This is a genomic window from Allobosea sp. GW822-FHT05A11 (genome assembly GCF_058800455.1).
In genome coordinates, this window is sequence record NZ_JBXAMI010000002.1 from 733,861 (window position 1) to 752,042 (window position 18,182).

16 protein-coding genes are annotated in these 18,182 nt (G+C 66.9%); 12 read left to right on the forward strand and 4 right to left on the reverse strand.

All coding sequences use genetic code 11. From position 1 onward, the window contains the following. Window positions 1-22 precede the first annotated feature (22 nt). A complete protein-coding gene (locus AC1RLU_RS08740) occupies window positions 23-544 on the forward strand; it encodes a DUF4142 domain-containing protein (RefSeq protein WP_061964138.1) in 522 nt (173 codons plus the stop codon). Between the two features lie 13 nt (window positions 545-557). On the opposite strand, the gene AC1RLU_RS08745 is transcribed toward AC1RLU_RS08740, so the two are convergent. Continuing rightward, window positions 558-1,823: an alkyl sulfatase dimerization domain-containing protein gene (locus tag AC1RLU_RS08745; protein ID WP_492795017.1), complete on the reverse strand. Its 1,266-nt coding sequence runs from the start codon at window positions 1,821-1,823 to the stop codon at window positions 558-560. Between the two features lie 248 nt (window positions 1,824-2,071). Here AC1RLU_RS08745 and AC1RLU_RS08750 point away from each other — a divergent pair, with 248 nt between their 5' ends. The 11 genes from AC1RLU_RS08750 to AC1RLU_RS08800 all read left to right on the forward strand — a co-directional run bounded on the left by AC1RLU_RS08750 (window position 2,072) and on the right by AC1RLU_RS08800 (window position 14,631). Continuing rightward, window positions 2,072-3,208 (forward strand): ABC transporter substrate-binding protein, encoded by a 1,137-nt coding sequence (locus tag AC1RLU_RS08750; protein WP_492795019.1) that lies wholly within the window; start codon window positions 2,072-2,074, stop codon window positions 3,206-3,208. A 151-nt stretch (window positions 3,209-3,359) separates the two neighbouring features. Beyond that, window positions 3,360-4,238 carry a branched-chain amino acid ABC transporter permease gene (locus AC1RLU_RS08755; RefSeq protein ID WP_492795020.1) on the forward strand — a complete coding sequence of 293 codons (879 nt, stop codon included), beginning with the start codon at window positions 3,360-3,362 and terminating at the stop codon, window positions 4,236-4,238. Next, window positions 4,235-5,239, forward strand: a complete 1,005-nt coding sequence (locus AC1RLU_RS08760) for a branched-chain amino acid ABC transporter permease (protein ID WP_492795022.1) — start codon at window positions 4,235-4,237, stop codon at window positions 5,237-5,239. Before AC1RLU_RS08755 ends, AC1RLU_RS08760 begins: the two co-directional genes overlap by 4 nt. Continuing rightward, complete coding sequence (locus tag AC1RLU_RS08765) at window positions 5,236-5,979, forward strand: ABC transporter ATP-binding protein (RefSeq protein WP_492795023.1); 744 nt, start codon at window positions 5,236-5,238, stop codon at window positions 5,977-5,979. The genes AC1RLU_RS08760 and AC1RLU_RS08765 overlap by 4 nt, the downstream gene beginning before the upstream one ends. A gap of 11 nt (window positions 5,980-5,990) precedes the next feature. Continuing rightward, window positions 5,991-6,728: an ABC transporter ATP-binding protein gene (locus tag AC1RLU_RS08770; protein ID WP_492795024.1), complete on the forward strand. Its 738-nt coding sequence runs from the start codon at window positions 5,991-5,993 to the stop codon at window positions 6,726-6,728. Window positions 6,729-6,808: 80 nt separating this feature from the next. Further along, the gene (locus AC1RLU_RS08775; protein WP_492795026.1) at window positions 6,809-7,933 is read left to right on the forward strand and encodes a zinc-dependent alcohol dehydrogenase family protein; all 1,125 of its coding nucleotides are present in this window, start codon (window positions 6,809-6,811) and stop codon (window positions 7,931-7,933) included. Window positions 7,934-8,142: 209 nt separating this feature from the next. Continuing rightward, on the forward strand, window positions 8,143-9,288 hold the full coding sequence (locus AC1RLU_RS08780) for a CaiB/BaiF CoA transferase family protein (RefSeq protein WP_492795028.1): 1,146 nt from the start codon (window positions 8,143-8,145) through the stop codon (window positions 9,286-9,288). Beyond that, a complete protein-coding gene (locus AC1RLU_RS08785) occupies window positions 9,285-10,139 on the forward strand; it encodes an HTD2 family dehydratase (RefSeq protein ID WP_492795029.1) in 855 nt (284 codons plus the stop codon). Before AC1RLU_RS08780 ends, AC1RLU_RS08785 begins: the two co-directional genes overlap by 4 nt. A gap of 567 nt (window positions 10,140-10,706) precedes the next feature. Then, a complete protein-coding gene (locus AC1RLU_RS08790) occupies window positions 10,707-12,650 on the forward strand; it encodes a putative bifunctional diguanylate cyclase/phosphodiesterase (protein WP_492795030.1) in 1,944 nt (647 codons plus the stop codon). 41 nt (window positions 12,651-12,691) lie between these two features. Continuing rightward, entirely contained in the window at window positions 12,692-13,729 is a 1,038-nt protein-coding gene (locus tag AC1RLU_RS08795; RefSeq protein WP_061964163.1) for an aspartate carbamoyltransferase, read from the forward strand. Then, window positions 13,726-14,631: a DMT family transporter gene (locus tag AC1RLU_RS08800; protein WP_091855589.1), complete on the forward strand. Its 906-nt coding sequence runs from the start codon at window positions 13,726-13,728 to the stop codon at window positions 14,629-14,631. Before AC1RLU_RS08795 ends, AC1RLU_RS08800 begins: the two co-directional genes overlap by 4 nt. A gap of 10 nt (window positions 14,632-14,641) precedes the next feature. Here AC1RLU_RS08800 and AC1RLU_RS08805 read toward each other — a convergent pair whose 3' ends face one another. The 3 genes from AC1RLU_RS08805 to AC1RLU_RS08815 form a co-directional block, all read right to left on the reverse strand. After that, complete coding sequence (locus AC1RLU_RS08805) at window positions 14,642-15,382, reverse strand: SIMPL domain-containing protein (protein ID WP_492795032.1); 741 nt, start codon at window positions 15,380-15,382, stop codon at window positions 14,642-14,644. Between the two features lie 100 nt (window positions 15,383-15,482). Then, a complete protein-coding gene (locus tag AC1RLU_RS08810) occupies window positions 15,483-17,159 on the reverse strand; it encodes an acyl-CoA dehydrogenase family protein (RefSeq protein WP_492795034.1) in 1,677 nt (558 codons plus the stop codon). Window positions 17,160-17,239: 80 nt separating this feature from the next. After that, window positions 17,240-18,121, reverse strand: a complete 882-nt coding sequence (locus AC1RLU_RS08815; protein ID WP_492795036.1) for a DMT family transporter — start codon at window positions 18,119-18,121, stop codon at window positions 17,240-17,242. Between the last annotated feature and the right edge of the window lie 61 nt (window positions 18,122-18,182).

An 18,182-nucleotide genomic window follows, 5' to 3' on the forward strand; every position in this document is an offset into this window, starting at 1 on the left:
GCGGCTTTTCGGTTCCCCGAACATGACCCAGATGATCCTTCGTACCCGGCGGACGCTTTTGCAGGGGGTCGCCGGCCTTGTTCTGCTCGGCTCCGCCGCCACAGCGCAGTCCGCCGTTCCGGCCGCGGAATTCGTGCGCCAGACCGCGATCGCCCAGATGTTCGGCATGGAATCGGCGACATTGGCGCTGCACAAGAGCAGTTCGCCCGCGATCAAGGATTTCGCGCACGCTCTCGCGAGCGAACAGGGCGCGGTGACGAGCGGCCTGCGCCGCATCATCGCCAAGCGTTCGGATATCGCCCTGCCCGACCGGCCGGACGGGCGCCATCTCGACCTCCTGCGCGACCTCACCGACAAGCAAGGCGCCGCCTTCGACAAGGCCTATGTCGAAGCCCAGCGCAACACGCATCGCGAAGCCGCGCTGATGATGGAGCGCTATGCCAACGAAGGGGACGACGCCGAGTTGAAGAGCTTCGCAGCGCAGTCGCTGCCGGTGTTCCGCGCGCTCGACCGGAAGTCCCAGGAACTGGCGGTCACGCCATAGACAAAACCCGCCCTCAGCCCTTCGAACGCCCTTCCGCCTCGCGCTCGTAGACGGCAAGGAAGGCCTTGCCCATCAGCGAGGATTCGCTGTCGATCAGCTTGCGCAACGTCGCGGCGCGGATCGCCTGGAGCTGCGGATCGCCCGGTGCGGCCGCCGCCGCGAGTTCCGCCAGCGCCACGGCGAGCCGACTCTGCCCCTGCCCCGCCAGAGCCTCGGCACGCTCGGCCAGCTTGCGGGCGCCACCGGCCAGTTCGGCGAGTTCGGCAGCAAGTTCCGCAGTCCGGGCCGGTTTCAGATGGGCGGCGTTGCCGTCGAACCAGCCGGCATTGAGATGATAGATGCTGCGGACCAAGAACTCCGGATCATCGTATTTCGGCAGCAGGTAGGGCTTGGCGAGATAGCTCTCGGGAACCTTGACCTTGTTCAGGACGTCTTCGAGCGTTGCCCCTGCATTCATCAGCGCCAGCGTCTCGCGGACAAGATGCTCCAGCGCCTCGGCGCCGTCGCTCAGCATCCGCGACACCCGTTTCGCGCCGAAGACGACGGGCCCGTGGCCGGGGATCAGCGTTTCCGGCTTGAGCGCTTCCATCCGCCGGAGCGCCTGTGCCCATTCGGCGGCGTAACGCTGAACCTTGCGGGGGTTGCCAGCATTGGGAAACACCCAGATCACGAAATCGCCGCTCGCCAGCACGCGCCGCTCGGGCAACCAGACGAAGGTCGCGTCATCGGTCTCGCCGCGGCCATGGAAGAGTTCGAGCCGTTCCCCGCCGATCGCGAGCGACAGGGTGTCGTCATAGACCTCGTCCGGGCGGCGCTGGCCGATCGGGTAGACATAGCCGGGCATGTTGAACTGCTGGCTCTGCACGAGGCTGTTGAAGCCGTGCGAGTCGACATATCGCTGCATGCGCCGGGCGACATTGCGATGGGCGACGATGCGCGGACGTGGAACGCCCCGGCGGTCGGCTTCCTCGTCGATCAACTTGATGCCGCTGGTATGGTCGATATGGCCATGCGTGAAGATCACCGTGTGGATCGGAGCATCGTCCCAGGAGCGGATGACGTCGAGTGTCTGCTTGGCGGTGTCGGGCTTGGCCGTGTCGATCAGCACAAGGCCTTCCGCCGTGCGGATCGCCGTCACGCTGCCGCAGAAATAGGTCGTGTGAACGGTGATGATATTGTCGTCCACCTGGGTGATCGCGCCATGCGAGACTGCGGCGGTCCATTCCTCCATCGCGGCGGTGCCGTCCCAGAGGCGTTCGAACAACGGGTCCTGTTTCATGCGGGGTCCTCCGGCTAGGCTCCACCTGTCTAGCACCATCGGCCCGTCGCAGCAGGCCGATCCGGCCGCATGCTGACAGCCCGCGTCAGCGGCCGTTCCAGCGCCATCCCCGGCAAAGCGAAAGCCTCGGCGCCGCCCGGCCTCGACGCCTCTGGACATCACGCCCCAAAGCCGCGCAAAAAGCCGACGAGCGCCCGCGGCATCAAGACCGCGCATGCGACAAGACACGTCCGGGAGGAAACAGGAACATGAAATCGCTTTGGGTCATGGCGGCCGCGCTCGGCGCCACCCTCAGCCTGCCCGTGCAGGCACAGGACAAGGTCAAGCTGGTCGACGTCATCGAATTGTCGGGTGCGGGCGCCGCCGCCGGGACCAACTGGAAGAACGGCGCCGACATGGCCGCCGCCGACATCAACGCCAAGGGCGGCATCCTCGGCAAGCCCGTCGAGATCGTGCATTACGACACGCAGACCAATCCGGGGAACACCCGCGCCGCCGTGCAGCGCGGCATCGACGAGGGCGCCTATGCCATTCTCGGTCCGATCTTCTCCGGACCGATCGGCGCCTCCATGCAGATTTCGCAGCGCGCCGAGATCGCGCAGATCGTCGGCGGCGAGGCGGCCGGCTTCACCAAGCAGGGCAATCCCTACATCTTCCGCACCTCGCTGAGCCAGACGGCGGCGATGCCGAAGATCGCCAAGTATCTCAAGGACACCGTCAAGGCCGGCTCGATCGCCGTGGTCTGGGTCAATAACGACTTCGGCAAGGGCGGCCGCGATGCCATCCTGCCCGAACTCGAAAAGGCCGGCATCAAGGTCGCCGTCGACGTCTCGACCGAGCAGGGCCAGGCCGATTTCACCGCCGACGCGATCAAGGTGAAGAACGCCAATGCCGACGCCGTCTTCGTCTATCTGAACGAAGAGGAGAGCGCCCGCTTCCTGCGCGCCGCCAAGCAGCAGGGCATCGCCAAGCCGATGATCGGCGAGACCACCCTGCTCGGCGCCAAGGTGCTGGAGCTGGCCGGCGACGCCGCCAACGGCGCCAAGGGCCATGTCGGCCTTTCGACCGACGCGCCGATCCCGGCGTTGCAGGAATTCGGCAAGCGCTACCGCGAAAAGTACGGCTTCGCCTCCGACCATAACGGCGTGAAGGGCTACATGGCCGTGTTCATGGTGAAATGGGCGACCGAGAAGCAGAAGAAGCTCGACAAGAAGGGCCTCGCCGACACGCTGCGCGGCGCGACGATCAAGGCGAGCGAGGAGCCGGGCATCCTGATCGACACCGTGATCGAGCAGAACGGCGATCTCGACCGCGAGAGTTTCCTGGCTGAAGTCGTCAACGGCAAGCAGGTGATCAACACCACCCTGCCTCGGATCAAGCCGTAAGCAGCCAGCATACCCTCGACGTCATCCCGGACGGAGCGAAGCGAAGATCCGGGATCCATGCCTGAGCCTTCATCGGAAAGGTTCCGAAATGGATCCCGGGTCGCCCTGCGGTCGCCCGGGATGACATGAGTTTGGGCACAAAGCGGAAGCCATGGCCGAATTCATTGCCTATCTCATCGCCGGCATCGCCACGGGCGCGATCTATGCGCTCGCCGCGATCGGCTTCACGCTGGTCTGGCAGACCTCGCAGACGATCAACTTCGCCCAGGGCGAGTTCGTCATGCTGCCGGCCGTGCTGATCCTGCTCGCGGTCAAGCTCTTCGGCCTGCCGCTCTGGGCCGGCGGATTGCTCGGCATCGCGGTCTTCCTGCTGATCTTCGGCGCGGGCTTCAAGCTCGTCGTGGTTGATCCGATGATCAAGCATGGCGTGCTGCCGCTCGCCATCGCCACCATGGCGCTGTCGATCGTGATGAAGGAAGGCGCCAAGGACGGCTTCTCGGCCGAGGCGCAAAGCTTCCCCTCGCTGGTGCCGACCGACATGATCAACCTGCTCGGCGTATCGATCTCGCTGCAGCATCTCGCGATCATCGTCGTCGCCTTCGCCGCGATCGGCCTGCTGCAATGGTTCGTCGGCGGCACGCGGCTCGGCCGGCAGATGCAGGCGACGGCGCAGAACCCGACCGTCGCGCGCATCCTTGGCATCCCCGTCGAGCGGATGGTGCTGCTCACCTTCTTGCTCAATGCCGCGCTCGCGGTCGTCGCCTCGCTCCTGATCTCCCCGATCTATCTGGCGAAGTTCTCGAACGGCGAGACCATCGGCCTCTTCGCCTTCATCGCCGCCATCGTCGGCGGCTTCAACCAGATTCGCGGCGCGCTCGTCGGCGGCCTCTTGATCGGCGTCGCGGATTCGCTCGCTGCGGCTTATGTCTCGTCGCAGTACCGGCTCGCCGTGCCGCTCGTCCTGCTCGTCGCCATCATCCTAGTCAAACCAGAAGGGTTGATGGGTCGCAAGGAGGAGCGCCGCGTATGAGCGCCCCTGCCGTCCAGAATTCCGCCGCCTCGCGCCCCCCGGCCCGCCGGATCGACGCCGCGCTGATCGGACTCCTCCTCGGCGCCGTCATCCTCTGGTTTGCGCCAGTCGGGATGGGCCGCTACGGCACTTATGTGCTCTCGCTCTGGCTCGTCATGAGCATCGGCGTGATGGGACTCAACCTCACGCTCGGCTATGCCGGCCAGACCTCGCTGGCGCAGGCGGCCTTCATGGGGCTCGGCGCCTATGCGACCGCGATCCTGACGACGAAATACGGGGTAAGCTGGTATGCCGCCTTCGCGCTGTCGGGCCTGCTCACCTTCACGGTAGGCCTCCTGCTCGGCTTCCCGGCGCTGCGGGTGCGCCACCATTACCTCGCCTTCGTCACGCTCGCCTTCTCGACGCTGATCTGGCTGGTGCTCCGCAACGAGCAATGGCTGACCGGCGGCGTCTTCGGCATCTCCAACATCAATCGCCCCGATTTCCTGGGCATCAAGCTGTTCGGTGCGCTGGAATTCCATCGCTTCGTCGTTGTCGTCACGCTGATCCTGTCGCTGGGGCTGTGGTGGCTCGTCCGCTCGCCCTGGGGGCGTGCCTTCACGGCCCTGCGCGAAAACCCGGTCCGAGCCGCGAGCCTCGGCATCGATACCCGCGCCTACACCTTGCTCGCCTTCGCGATCGGCTCGGCCTATGGCGGCTTCGCCGGCTCGCTCTATGCGCCGCTGGTCGAGTTCATCGACCCCTCCCCCTTCTCGCTGTCGCAGAGCCTGTTCCTGCTGCTGATGGTCGTCGCGGGCGGGGCCGGCTATCTCTTCGGCCCCTTCGTCGGCGCGCTGCTGGGTGTCGTCCTGCCGGAATGGCTGCGCTTCGCCGGCTCGCTCTACCTGATCATCTTCGCGACGATCGTGCTCGCCTTGTTGGTCATCTGCCCGCAAGGCGTTAGCGGCCTGATCGAGCGCGGCTGGAACGCGCTTCGGCGCAAGACCGGAGGCACGCGATGAGCCCGGTCCTCGAAGTCCACGACCTGCACAAGGCCTTCGGCGGCATCAAGGCCGTGAACGGCGTCTCCTTCTCGGTCAACGAGGGCGAGATCCTCGGCATCATCGGGCCGAACGGTTGCGGCAAGTCGACCCTGTTCAACTGCATCCTCGGCCAGCTCGAACCGACGCAAGGGGCGGTGAAGCTGGACGGCCGCGATGTCACCAATATGCGCCCGTCCGCGCTCAACCGGCTCGGCGTCAGCCGCACCTTCCAGCTGCTGCAGGTCTTCCCGGAACTCTCGGTGCGCGAGAACCTGATCCTCGCCGGTCAGGAGCATCAGGGCTCGATGCTCGGGCGCCTGTTCGGTGCGCGCGATGCCGGGCTATCCGACAAGGCCGAGCAGATGATCGGCTTCTTCAAGCTCGGCCATCTCGCGGAGGCCAAGGCCGGCGGCCTGTCCTATGGCCAGCAGAAGCTGCTCGACGCGGCGATGGCCTTCATGGCCGGCCCGCGCCTCGTGCTGCTCGACGAGCCGGCCGGCGGCGTCAACCTGACCATGCTGGGCGATCTCAAGGAGCGCCTGCGTGCGATCAATGCCGAACAGGGCGCGACCTTCGTCGTGATCGAGCACAACATGGATTTCGTGATGTCGCTCTGCACGCGCGTGATCGTGCTGGCCGAGGGCAAGGTTCTGGCCGAGGGCACGCCGGCCGAGGTCCGCGCTAACCCGGCCGTGATCGAAGCCTATCTCGGGCATTGAGGAGCGCGGCGATGAGCACACCGATCCTCGAACTCGACAGCGTGGTCGGCGGCTATGGCGCCATGACCATCCTGAACGGCACCTCCTTCGCGGTGAAGCGCGGCGCGATCACCACCGTGATCGGGCCGAACGGCGCCGGCAAATCGACCGTGTTCAAGGCGATCTTCGGCCTGCTTAAGCTGCGCGAGGGCCGCATCCGCTTCGATGGTCGCGACATCACCGGTTGGAACCAGCGCAAGCTGCTCGAAGCCGGCATCTGCTACGTGCCGCAAGGGCGCAACATCTTCCCGGAGCTCTCGGTGCGCCACAATATCGAGCTCGGCACCGTCGCGGCCGGCTCGGGGATCACCGACATGCCGCAAAGGCTGGAGGCGGCGCTCGACCGCTTCCCGGCGCTCCGCGCCAAGGCCGGCCAGCAGGCTTCGACGCTGTCAGGCGGCGAGCAGAAGCAGCTCGAAATCGTGCGCGGGCTGCTGCTCGACCCCAAGTTGGTGCTGATCGACGAACCCTCGATCGGCCTTTCTCCGCTGATGGTGCAGGAGACATTCGGCATCCTGAAGGACCTTCGCGCCAAGGGCGTCTCGATCCTGATGGTCGAGCAGAACGCGCGCTCGGCGCTGGAGATATCCGATGAAGGGCTGGTGCTCGAACTCGGCCGCACGCGCATGCAGGGGCCGGCGGCGGAGATCCTCGCCGATCCGCGCATCGGCCAGCTCTTCCTCGGCGGCACATTGACCGACGCGGCCTGAAGGCTAGCCCTGAGGCTTTGACAGCGGCGCCCTCTCCTGTCGGGATGGCGACGGATATCGAGACCGGAGCCCGACGCCCCATGAAGATTCGCGCCGCCGTCCTGAACGCCAGCCCGGTTGCGGCGCCCTATGCGCAGAGCCGCCCGCTGCGGATCGAAGAGCTCGACCTCGCCCCGCCCGGGCGCGATGAGGTTCTGGTTCGCATCCGCGCCGCTGGTCTTTGCCATTCCGACCTCTCGGTGATCGACGGCAACCGCCCGCGCCCGGTGCCGATGGTGCTCGGCCATGAGGCGGCAGGCGAGGTCGTCGAGACCGGCGAAGGCGTCGATGACCTGAAGCCCGGCGACCGGGTGGTGATGGTGTTCGTGCCGTCCTGCGGGCATTGCGCACCCTGCGCCGAGGGCCGCCCCGCCCTTTGCGAGCCCGGCAATGCCGCCAACGGGCGCGGCGAGATGCTCGGCGGCGGACGGCGGCTCTCGGTCGAGGGCCAGCCGGTGCATCACCATATCGGCGTCTCCGCCTTCGCCGAGCATGCGGTGATCTCGCGCCGCTCGCTGGTCAAGATCGAGGCCGATATCCCGCATGAGATCGCAGCGCTGTTCGGCTGCGCCGTGCTGACCGGAGTCGGCGCTGCCGTGAACACGGCGCGGATCAAGGCCGGCGAGACGGTCGCGGTGGTCGGGCTCGGCGGCGTCGGGCTCTCGGCCCTGCTCGGCGCCATCGCCTGCGGCGCCTCGCGCGTCATCGCCGTCGATCTCGCGCAGGACAAGCTCGACCTCGCGCTGGCGCTGGGCGCGACCGACGCCTTCAAGGCCGATACGCCGGATGCAGTCGACGCGATCCGGCAAGCAACGAAGGGCGGCGTCGATCACGGGCTGGAGATGGCCGGGTCGGTCAAGGCGCTAGATCTCGCCTATCAGATCACGCGGCGCGGCGGCACGACGACCACCGCCGGCCTCGCCAACCCCGCCCATACGCTCTCGCTCTCGCCGGTCAGGCTGGTCGCCGAGGAGCGGACGCTGAAGGGATCCTATGTCGGCTCCTGTGTACCCTCGCGCGACATCCCGCGCTTCGTCGAGCTCTACCAGCGCGGGCGACTGGCGGTGGACAAGCTCTGGACCAGCTCCGGCAGCCTCGACGAGATCAACGAGGGCTTCGACGCGCTGAACGAGGGCCGCACGATCCGGCATATCGTCAGGATGTGAGGCGGGCAAAGCCAAGCTTGGGCAGCGGCTCTTTCAGCATTCCATCAGAGACATAGCGCCCATTCGTGACATGTTGATTCAAGTTGCGCCGGCCTCGCGGGCGCCGCGCTCCCATCTGTCGAGACGCCACATCCCGCACCAACCAACCGCCCCATTTGACTTGCAGTCACCGGGGCGCTCTTCCTCTCCACTCTGCCCAGGGGATGCCGATGTCGAATGCGCTCGAAGGAATCGTCGTGGTCGCGCTGGAGCAGGCGGTGGCCGCGCCGGTCGCGAGCTGCAAGCTCGCCGATGCCGGCGCACGCGTGATCAAGCTGGAGCGGCCGGAAGGCGATTTCGCGCGCGGCTATGACGGCTTCGCCAAGGGTCAGTCCTCCTATTTCGTCTGGATCAACCGGGGCAAGGAATCCTGCCGGGTCGACCTGCGACAGCCGGAGGACCTCGCGCTGGTCGAGGCGATGATCGCGTCGGCCGACATCTTCATCCAGAATCTGGCGCCCGGTGCGGCCGACCGGCTCGGGCTCGGCAGCGGGACGCTTCGGCAACGCCATCCGCGGCTGATCACCTGCGATATCTGCGGCTATGCGCCGGGCACGCCGCATGAGCGGCGCAAGGCCTATGACCTGCTGATCCAGGCGGAATCGGGCCTCTCCGCGATCACCGGCACGGCCGAATCCGGTCCGTCGCGCATCGGCGTCTCGATCGCCGACATCGCCACGGGACAGGCGGCCTATGCCGCGATCCTCGAAGCCCTGCTGAGGCGGGCGCGCACCGGCGAGGGCTCGGCGATCGCGCTCTCGCTGTTCGACACGCTCGCCGAATTGATGAACGTCCCCTATCTCACGCGCCGCTATGGCGGCATCGAGCCGGCGCGCGTCGGGCTCGCCCATCCCTCGATCGCGCCCTATGGCGTGTTCTCGCTCGCTGACGGCGAGGTTCTGGTCTCGATCCAGAGCGAACGGGAATGGCAGGTCTTCGCCCGCGACGTGCTCGAAAGCCCCGAGCTCGCAGCCGATCCCCGCTTCGCCTCCAATGTGCTGCGGGTGAAGGAGCGCGCGACCCTCGATGGCGAGGTGCAGGTGCTCCTTGGCCGGCGGCGCTTTGCCGATATCGCCGCCGCGCTGGATCGCCATGCCATCGCCTATGGCACGGTGTCCACCGTGGGTGGGCTGATCGACCATCCGGCGGCGACCGCCCTGCCCGTCCCGACACCGAACGGCCCCGTCGAGGTGCTGGCGCCATCCGCTATCGTCGATGGCAAGCGCGTCGGAATGCGGCCGGTTCCGGCGCTGGGCCAACACGACGCGGCACTGCGCGCCGAATTCGCCCGCCAGACAGAGGAAAGCCCCTCATGAGCATCGACATCGCCAAGCTCGCAGCCTGGACCGGCAGGACAGAGGAAGCGCAGGACATCGTCACGCCGCGGCTGGTGCAGAGCTTCGCCGCCACCTTCGGCCGCCATCTCGCCCCTCACCATCCCGGCGAGGCGCCGCTGGCGCTGCACTGGTGCCTGGCACCGCCGATCTCGGATATCGGCGCCTGCGGACCCGATGGGCATGCCGCCAAGGGCGAGTTCCTGCCGCCGGTGCCGTTGCCCCGGCGGATGTGGGCCGGCGGGCGGATCGAGACCCTGTCGCCGCTGCGCGAGGGCGACCGCGTCATCAGGCATTCCCGGATCGGCGAGATCTCCTACAAGGAAGGTCGCAGCGGCCCGCTCTGCTTCGTCGCCGTCCACCACGACTATACGACCGAGCGCGGCGTGGCGCTGCGCGAGCGGCACGACATCGTCTATCGCGAGGCGGCAGAGCCGGGCGCCTCCGCGGCCGGCGCTCCGGGCCCGGCCGCCGCGGGCGAGCCTGCCGACCTCACCTGGGAGGTCGAGGCCAGCCCGCTGCTGCTGTTCCGCTACTCGGCGCTGACCTTCAACGGCCATCGCATCCACTACGATTTCCCCTATGCGACCGGGACGGAAGGATATGCCGGGCTGGTCGTGCACGGGCCGATCCAGGCGACGCTGATCGCCAACATCCTGGCGACATTGACCGGAGGCGCACCGATCCGGCTCGACTACCGGGGCCTGAGCCCGCTCGTCGCGGGCGGCATCTTCCGGGTAAAAGCGAAGCGGCAAGCGGATGGCAGCGTCCGGGGCTGGACCGAGGGCGCGGACGGGCGGGTGCGCATGGAAGGCTTCCACCGTCCGGCGTGACAGCGTCTCAACCGCCGCAGGACGCTCAAGGCCGGAATCGCCATCCCCGCCGGCCCGCCAGCGCTGAAGAGTATCGCCGACATCTGCCTGTATCCGAATACGGTGTAGATCGTGAAAGTCAGCACCAATGACGTAAGGGAATATCTGGATCGCGTTGCCGGCATCTTCAACCGCATCGCCTTCGCTGAGAGAGACGAGCAGCCTCTGATCAGCCCAGCCTGCCTCGCGTTCGATTTCGCCGTGATCGACGGCGTGACCTATCGGATCCGATGTCACGCAAACCTCGCGCTACGGCGCCGATGGCCAGCGCGTCGCGCCGGAAGCGCAACGCATCCTCGACCTCGCCCACGGCGCCGGAAAATGGCCCGCAGGCCTGAAGGCGGAGCCGACCAGAGGCGGGTTTGAAGATTTCGCCAAGTACCGTCTGCGCAGCCGGCCGCGCTATATCGGCGTAGAATTATAATTTGTCGGCGAAACCTCCGAAGCGACATACAGTTCTTTAATAGATTTTTAGCGAGAATAGCACCTACGCCGGCCAAAAAAGCAGATACAGCGACGGGACGCCTGATGATCGTCGACGTTCACGAAAACGATCTCGCCATGAAATCGGAACTGGTGGCGGCGCTTTATGCCACGCCGGGCACGATTTTCATCGGCACCGTCACGGTCGCGGCCGTGATGGCCGCGAGCGCGTTACTGACCGGCGGCGATATCGTCTTCCACCTCATGGCGGCAGCGATGGTCGCGATCGGCGTGTTCCGCTACCTGTCGCACCGCTACTACACAGGCATCCACCTCGCGACGTCGACGGAACGCCAGATCGGCACGCTCGAAAACCTTGCCATGGCCGGCGCCTGGTCGACCGCCGCCCTGATCTCGGCCTTCGGCTGCTATGCCATCCTGCGCTATACCTACGAGCCCGTCGCGGCGCTGGCGATCGCCCAGACGATCGGCTATCTCGCCGGCATTTCCGGGCGCAACAGCTCGCGGCCGGTGATTACCCGCGTGCAGGTGCTGGCGGCGGCCACGCCGTTCACGCTCGCCCTGCTGTGGACGCGGGACCCTGCTTATCTGGTGATCGGGCTATCGGTCGCGCTCACGGCCGTCCTGACCTTCTCGAGTGCCCAGGTGATCCACCGGATCTTCCTCGCCCGGCTGCGCACCATGCGCGAGCTCGAGCATCTGGCCGTCAACGACACGATCACCAGCCTCTACAACCGCCGCGGCTTCATGCGCGAGATCCGGCAAATGGCCACTTCCGGCCGCCCGGTGACCCTGATCTCGATCGATATCGACCGCTTCAAGAGCATCAATGACAGCCTCGGCCACGATATCGGCGATGCGCTGCTGCAGGGCTTCAGCGAAACGCTGCTCGCCGAGCTCGGCGTCGGCGACATCGCCGCGCGCACCGGCGGCGACGAATTCATGGTCGCCACCACGCGCGATGCCGAGGGTGCCAGCGCGCTGGCGGCCCGCCTCGTCATGATGCTCGCCAGCCAGCGCGTCATCGGCGGACGCCACGTCACCGCCACGGCCAGCATGGGAATCGCGCCCGCCGGCTGCGCCGCCTCGATCGACGAGGCCCTGAAATGCGTCGACATCGCCCTCTATCGGGCCAAGCTCGACGGGAGGAACCGCTTCGTCATGTATACCGATGCGATCCGCAATGAGCATGAAGACGGCGTGGCGCTCGAGACGGAACTGCGCGACGCCATCCGCCGCGGCGAGTTCGAGCTGCATTTCCAGCCGATCTACAACCCTCGCTCCGGCACCGCGACCATGGCCGAGGCGCTGCTGCGCTGGCAGCATCCACGACGCGGCATGATCAGCCCCGCGGTCTTCATCCCGCTGGCCGAGCGGACCGGGCTGATCACCGTGCTGGGCTCCTGGGTGCTCGGCGAGGCGATCCGGTCAGCCTTGTCCTGGCCGCGCAGCGTCGGCGTCAGCGTCAACGTCTCGGCCCGCCAGTTCGATCATGGCCACGACATCGTCGGCGTCGTCGAGGCGCTCCTGCGGATGAGCGGCATCGAACCTCACCGGCTGACGATCGAGATCACCGAAAGCTCGCTGATCGACGATCCCGACCATGTCGTCTCCCGCCTCGTGGCGCTGCGCGCGCTCGGCGTGCGGATCGCGCTCGACGATTTCGGCACGGGCTACTCCTCGCTCAGCTATCTCGCACATCTGCCGATCGACACGATCAAGATCGACCAGGCCTTTACCCAGGAACTCGGGACCTCGCGCAAGGCGGATTCGCTGATGAACGCAATCGCCCAACTCGCGCATGACCTGAAGCTGCGCCTCATCGTCGAGGGCGTGGAAACGCAGGAGCAGCTCACCGTCATCGAAAAGCACGCCGTCCACGGCATTCAGGGCTATATCTTCGCCCAGCCGATGACAGCGGAGGATTTGCTGCCCATGATCGGCGATCGTGTGGCGACGGGGCGAATGGGGTCGACGCGCTCGCGTTCCGGCTCGCGCAAGCCGGGCCGCTTCAGTCAGGTTGCCTGACGCGCCCCGGACGCAGACGATCGCGCGAGCCGGAGGCCCTGATGCGCCCGAACTATCCGAGCGGGAAGGATCTGCTGAGCGCCGATGCCGTCTCGCGCTTCGATCTCGACGACATCATCGCGCGCGCCGAGCGGCATCTCCACGAAGAAGAGCTGGAAAAAGCCGGACTGCCCCTGCCCGAGCAGCCGCCCGCCCCGCGCCGCCGGCCGAAGGTGATCGCCACCCTGTTCGACCAGCGCAGCACCCGCACCCGCCTCGGCTTCCAGACCGCGGCCGCCCGGCTCGGCCACCAGTCGATCGACGCCTATGACACCGACCGCAGCCGCATGGGCACCGATACCGGCGAATCGATCGAGGACCATATCCATACGGTCGAGCTCTACAGCGACGTGCTGATCGTGCGCTCGCATATGGAGGACATGCCCTACCGCGTCGGGCGGCTGAGCTATCTGCCGGTCATCAATGCCGGCAACGGAGCCGACGAGCACCCGACCCAGGCTCTGGTCGACATCTTCGCGATCCGGCAGATGCGCGGCGCGATCGAGAATCTCAGCATCGCCCTGTCGAGCGATTCACGCGCCCGCTTCGCGATCTCCTTCGTGAAGATGCTGCGCCTTTCCCCGCCCAAGCGCTTCACGCTGTGCTGCCTGCCGGATACGCCGCTCAACCCGGCGATGCGCGAGGCGATGACCGTGCTCGCCGATCTCGGCACGCAGGTCGGGCTCGTCCACGACATCCGCCATACGCTCGACCATGACGTGCTCAGCATCCAGATGCAGGACATGAGCAAATTCGCCCACGCCTCCCTCGGCAACGAAGCCGTCGACAAGGAAAAAGAGAGCGAGCCCTTCACACTGACCGCCCGCAAGGTCCTGGATGCCCGTTCGGACACACTGATCCTCAACCCTCTTCCGCGCTTCTCGGAGCTCGACACCTCATGCGACAGCCTCCCGAACGCAGGCTATTTCCGCCAGGTCCAGCTCTCCGTGCCGATGCGAATGGCCATCCTGGAGCGCATGTTGCTGGGCATTCCCTGGACGGGGCAGGTCGAGGATTTCCGGCCTTCCTCGGGTGGATGAGCGCCTATCTCGCCTCCTATCTCGCGATCGCTCTCTCCATCCGGCTGCTCTCGGGCTATCTCACCGTCATCGAGATCGGGCTGCTGCGTTCGATCGGCAGCCTCGCCATCGCAGGCTCGGCCGTCTGGGCCGGCGGAGCGGAACAGCGTCGCACCATTCTCCCCCCGAAGCTGCGCGAGGATATCGCCCGCAGCATCCTGCATCTCGTCGGCTCGCTCGCGCTGATCTGGAGCCTGGCACATCTGCCGCTCGCGCTCGTCACCACCATCGAGTTCACCGGTCCGCTCTTCGCAGGCGTGCTGCTCTTCCTGGTCCTGCGCCGCCGACCCGGCACCGGTGCAACCGTCGGCCTTGCCGTGCTCGCGACCGGGATCGGCTTGCTGGTGTTCCGGCTCGACGCCGTCCCCAATCGCGACCTCGCCATCGCCATCGGCGCCGTCGCGGCGCTGACCAGCACCAATCTCATGCTGGCACGGCTGGCGGCACAGCGCAGCACGCTGTCCATCGTGCTGCTGATGCATACGATCCAGCTGCCGCTTTATCTGCTACTGTGGTTCTTCGTGCCGGAGCAGTGGTCGCCGCCGCCCCAGCCGTACCGGCTGGCCTTCGCCTTGCCCGAGCTTGCCGTGATCGGCGGCGCCGTGCTCGCGCTGATCGTCGGCGGCTTCGTCTCGCAGGCCGCGCTGGCCAACGCCTCCCGCCATGCCACGCCGCTGCAACTCTGCAGCGGCGACACCCTGCGCGTGCCGCTGATCACGCTCGCCGCCTATCTCCTGCTGGCGGAATTGCCGCCGGCCGAGCTTCTGCTACCGGGGCTCTGGGTCCTCTGCGGCGTCGTCATCACCAGTTTGCCGGCCGCCCCCGGATCGAAGCTGCGCCCGGAACAGGCCGGGCGCGCCTAGAAACGCGAGGTCAGGGCGCGATCTCGAAGATCACGTTGACCTGCGTCCGGTAGGTGCTCTCGCCGCTCTCCAGGGGCACGGAGGCATCCTTCGCCGCCATGCGCACGCCACCGCCATAGGGCATCGGGCGCGGCATGATCGACTGCTCTTCGATCGACAGGATCTTGCCGAGCTTCACATCGGCCGCTTCCGCCAAAGTCTTGGCGCGTGCCACCGCATCGGCAACGGCGCGCTTGCGCGCCTCGGTGAGCGTCGGCTTGATATCGTCCTTGTCGAAGGCAATGCCGCCGCCCTGGTTGACGCCGAGCCCCACCACCTTGTCGAGAATGCCGCCGGCATCCGCGAGATTGCGCACGCGCACGGTCAGCGCGTTGCTGACGCTGTAGCCCACGATCTTCGGTTCGCCATTGCGGTCCTTGCCGGGCTGGGTATAGCGCGGCTGGATGTTGAGGCCCGCGGTCTGGAGATCGCGCTCGGCGATTCCGGCTTCCTTGAGCGCGGCCAGCACCTGCTTCATCGCCTCGTTGTTGGCGGTGAGTGCCGCTCGGGCCGTATCGGCCTCGCGCAGGACGGTGAGGTTGAGGATCGCCATGTCCGGCGCGACGCCGACCTCGCCTTCCCCGATCACGCTGATGCGCGGGCTGGGCTGCTGACCGGCCGGATTCTGCTGGGCGATCGCGGGGGCGGAAAGCAGCGCGGCGGCGCCGACGAGCACGGTTCCGGCCAGAGCGAAGGCAAGGCGATTCGACATGATGTCTCCTGATCTGCCGGCTCCATCGGCCGGCCGCGCATCCGAGCAAGGACATCTTGTCGAAATTATCACGATGCGACTCGGCAGGCCGCCGCGCCGGCTATTCCTCCACCAGCCGCCGCGCGATCACCTGCGCCTGGATCTCGGCCGCGCCCTCGAAGATGTTGAGGATGCGGGCGTCGCAGAGCACGCGGCTGACCGGATATTCCAGCGCGAAGCCGTTGCCGCCATGGATCTGGAGCGCGTTGTCGGCGGCTGCCCAGGCGACGCGGGCGCCGAGCAGCTTGGCCATGCCGGCCTCCAGATCGCAGCGCCGGTCGGCATCCTTCTCACGGGCGGCGAAATAGGTGAGCTGGCGGGCGATCAGGATTTCGGCTGCCATCATCGCGAGCTTGTCGGCGACACGGGGGAAGGCGATCAGCGGCTTGCCAAACTGGATGCGCTCCTGTGCGTAGCGCAAACCGAGGTCGAAGGCCGATTGCGCGACACCGATGGCGCGCGCCGCGGTCTGGATGCGGGCCGCCTCGAAGGTCTGCATGAGCTGCTTGAAGCCCTGCCCGGGCACGCCGCCGAGCAGGTTCTCGCCCTTCACCGCGAAGCCGTCGAAGGCGAGCTCGTATTCCTTCATGCCGCGATAGCCGAGCACCTCGATCTCGCCGCCGGTGAGCCCTTCGACCGGGAACGGATCGGCATCGCTGCCGCGCGGCTTCTCGGCGATCAGCATCGAGAGGCCCTTGTAGCCGGGCTCCGACGGATCCGTGCGCACCAGCAGCGTCATGATGTCGGCGCGGACGGGATGGGTGATCCAGGTCTTGTTGCCATGGACCTTCCAGACATCGCCCTCCTTCACCGCCTTGGTCCGCAGAGAGGCGAGGTCGGAGCCGGTATTGGGCTCAGTGAAGACGGCAGTGGGCAGGACCTCGCCGGAGGCGATCTTCGGCAGCCACTTCTCCTTCTGTGCGGGCGTGCCGCCGCATAGGATGAGTTCGGCCGCGATCTCCGAGCGGGTGCCGAGCGAGCCGACGCCGATATAGCCGCGCGAGAGCTCCTCCGAGACGACGCACATCGAGACCTTCGACAGGCCCATGCCTCCGAATTCCTCGGGAATGGTCAGGCCGAAGACGCCGAGCTCGGCCATCTTCTCGACCACCGGCATCGGGATGTACTCGTTCTCCAGATGCCATTCATGGGCATGCGGCGTGACCTCGGCGGCGCAGAAGCGGCGCATCTCCGAGCGGATCGCTTCCAGCGTCTCGTCGAGACCGGTATCGCCGATGCTGGCCGCACCCTGGTCCTGGCTGAACAGGGCGACGAAGCGGGCGCGGTTCTCGGGCGTGTTGCCCTCCGCGATCAGGACATCGACGGCTGCCGAGCCGGCGGCGGCAATGGCTTTCTGCGAGAGGCCCAGCGCCAGCAGCCTGACGATCTCGCCCTGGCTCATCGGAATGCCGCCGAAGATCTGGGCGGCGTACTCCCCGGCGCCGATGCGCAGGGCGTAATCCTCGACGGCGCCGTAGCGGCCTTCGGCCTCAAGGCGCTCGCCATAGGCCTTGAGTTCGCGCAGGGCCGTGACGTAGGTCGCGAGCCAGGACAGCCCGTGGGCGGCGTGCTGCTCGGCCTCCAGGCGGGCGGAGGAGATGCGGCCATCGACCAGCACCTTCTGCCGCACTGCCGCAACGGCCTCCTGGAACAGGGTCTCGAAGCCCGGCAGCGCCGCCGCGATCAGCGCGATCGCATTCGCGCGATTCTCAGCCTTTGCGGCCGTATTGGCATTCATGGTCTTCGACCCTCCCTTTGTTGCGACGCAGCATAAGGGGAGATCACTGGAAACCGAAACCCTCCTTTTTGGGGAGATGGCTACTTCCGGCTGGCGAGCACGACGCCGAGGATCGTCACCGCCATGCCGCCAATCTGGAGCGGCGTCAGCGTCTCCCCGAAGAGCAGCCAGGCCTCGACCGCGACAAGCGCCGGAACGAGATAGAGGAAGGTGACGATGCGCGAGACCTCGCCGCGCCGGAGCATGAACAGATAGAGCCAGATACTGCCGATCGAGAGCACGATCACCGACCAGGCCAGCACAAGCAGCATGGTCAGGTTCCAGTCGATCCGCATCGGCTCGAAGGCGACGGCGAAGGGCAATACGACAAGCCCTGCCGCGACATACTGGATCGCGGTGATCGTGCGCAGATCACCGGAGACGACCCGCGCCTTCTGGTAGAACGAACCGAAGGTCACCGCGAACATGCCGCCGATATTGATCAGCATCGGCACGGCGATGCCCCAGAGCGCGGCCGGCTCGACATTGGCGAGCTGCGGCTCCAGCACCAGTGCGATCCCGAGGAAGCCGCAGGCGATGCCGAGCCAACGCACGCCAGAGATGCGCTCGCCGACGAGCGCGGGCGCGAAGAGCGCCGTCAGGATCGGCTGCAGCCCTGCGATCAGGCCGGAAATGCCGGCAGGCAGGCCATGGCGCACCGCCCACCAGACGCCGGCGAGATAGATGCCGTGCAGCAGGATGCCGGTGATCGCCACGTCGATGACGGCGCGGCGGCTGCGCGGCCAGGGCGCGCCGGTCGCAAGCGCGATCAGCGTCAGCAGCGCCGCGGCGCAGGAGAAGCGCACGACGAGGAAGGTCAGGGCATCGGCATGGCGGGCCGAATAGCCGGCGACCACCCAGCCCGTGGACCAGAGGAAGGTGAAGAGCAGCGGTATCGCGCGCAGAATGAGAGGCGAGGACATCGAAACCCGGAACCGCTGGACCTCACCGTCTCTAGCGCCAATCGACGGCACCTGACAGAGC

Coding starts and splice junctions, on each gene's coding strand:
- AC1RLU_RS08740 (WP_061964138.1), top strand. CDS start 23: ATGACCCAGATGATCCTTCGTACCCGGCGGACGCTTTTGCAGGGGGTC.
- AC1RLU_RS08745 (WP_492795017.1), bottom strand. CDS start 1,823: ATGAAACAGGACCCGTTGTTCGAACGCCTCTGGGACGGCACCGCCGCG.
- AC1RLU_RS08750 (WP_492795019.1), top strand. CDS start 2,072: ATGAAATCGCTTTGGGTCATGGCGGCCGCGCTCGGCGCCACCCTCAGC.
- AC1RLU_RS08755 (WP_492795020.1), top strand. CDS start 3,360: ATGGCCGAATTCATTGCCTATCTCATCGCCGGCATCGCCACGGGCGCG.
- AC1RLU_RS08760 (WP_492795022.1), top strand. CDS start 4,235: ATGAGCGCCCCTGCCGTCCAGAATTCCGCCGCCTCGCGCCCCCCGGCC.
- AC1RLU_RS08765 (WP_492795023.1), top strand. CDS start 5,236: ATGAGCCCGGTCCTCGAAGTCCACGACCTGCACAAGGCCTTCGGCGGC.
- AC1RLU_RS08770 (WP_492795024.1), top strand. CDS start 5,991: ATGAGCACACCGATCCTCGAACTCGACAGCGTGGTCGGCGGCTATGGC.
- AC1RLU_RS08775 (WP_492795026.1), top strand. CDS start 6,809: ATGAAGATTCGCGCCGCCGTCCTGAACGCCAGCCCGGTTGCGGCGCCC.
- AC1RLU_RS08780 (WP_492795028.1), top strand. CDS start 8,143: ATGTCGAATGCGCTCGAAGGAATCGTCGTGGTCGCGCTGGAGCAGGCG.
- AC1RLU_RS08785 (WP_492795029.1), top strand. CDS start 9,285: ATGAGCATCGACATCGCCAAGCTCGCAGCCTGGACCGGCAGGACAGAG.
- AC1RLU_RS08790 (WP_492795030.1), top strand. CDS start 10,707: ATGATCGTCGACGTTCACGAAAACGATCTCGCCATGAAATCGGAACTG.
- AC1RLU_RS08795 (WP_061964163.1), top strand. CDS start 12,692: ATGCGCCCGAACTATCCGAGCGGGAAGGATCTGCTGAGCGCCGATGCC.
- AC1RLU_RS08800 (WP_091855589.1), top strand. CDS start 13,726: ATGAGCGCCTATCTCGCCTCCTATCTCGCGATCGCTCTCTCCATCCGG.
- AC1RLU_RS08805 (WP_492795032.1), bottom strand. CDS start 15,382: ATGTCGAATCGCCTTGCCTTCGCTCTGGCCGGAACCGTGCTCGTCGGC.
- AC1RLU_RS08810 (WP_492795034.1), bottom strand. CDS start 17,159: ATGAATGCCAATACGGCCGCAAAGGCTGAGAATCGCGCGAATGCGATC.
- AC1RLU_RS08815 (WP_492795036.1), bottom strand. CDS start 18,121: ATGTCCTCGCCTCTCATTCTGCGCGCGATACCGCTGCTCTTCACCTTC.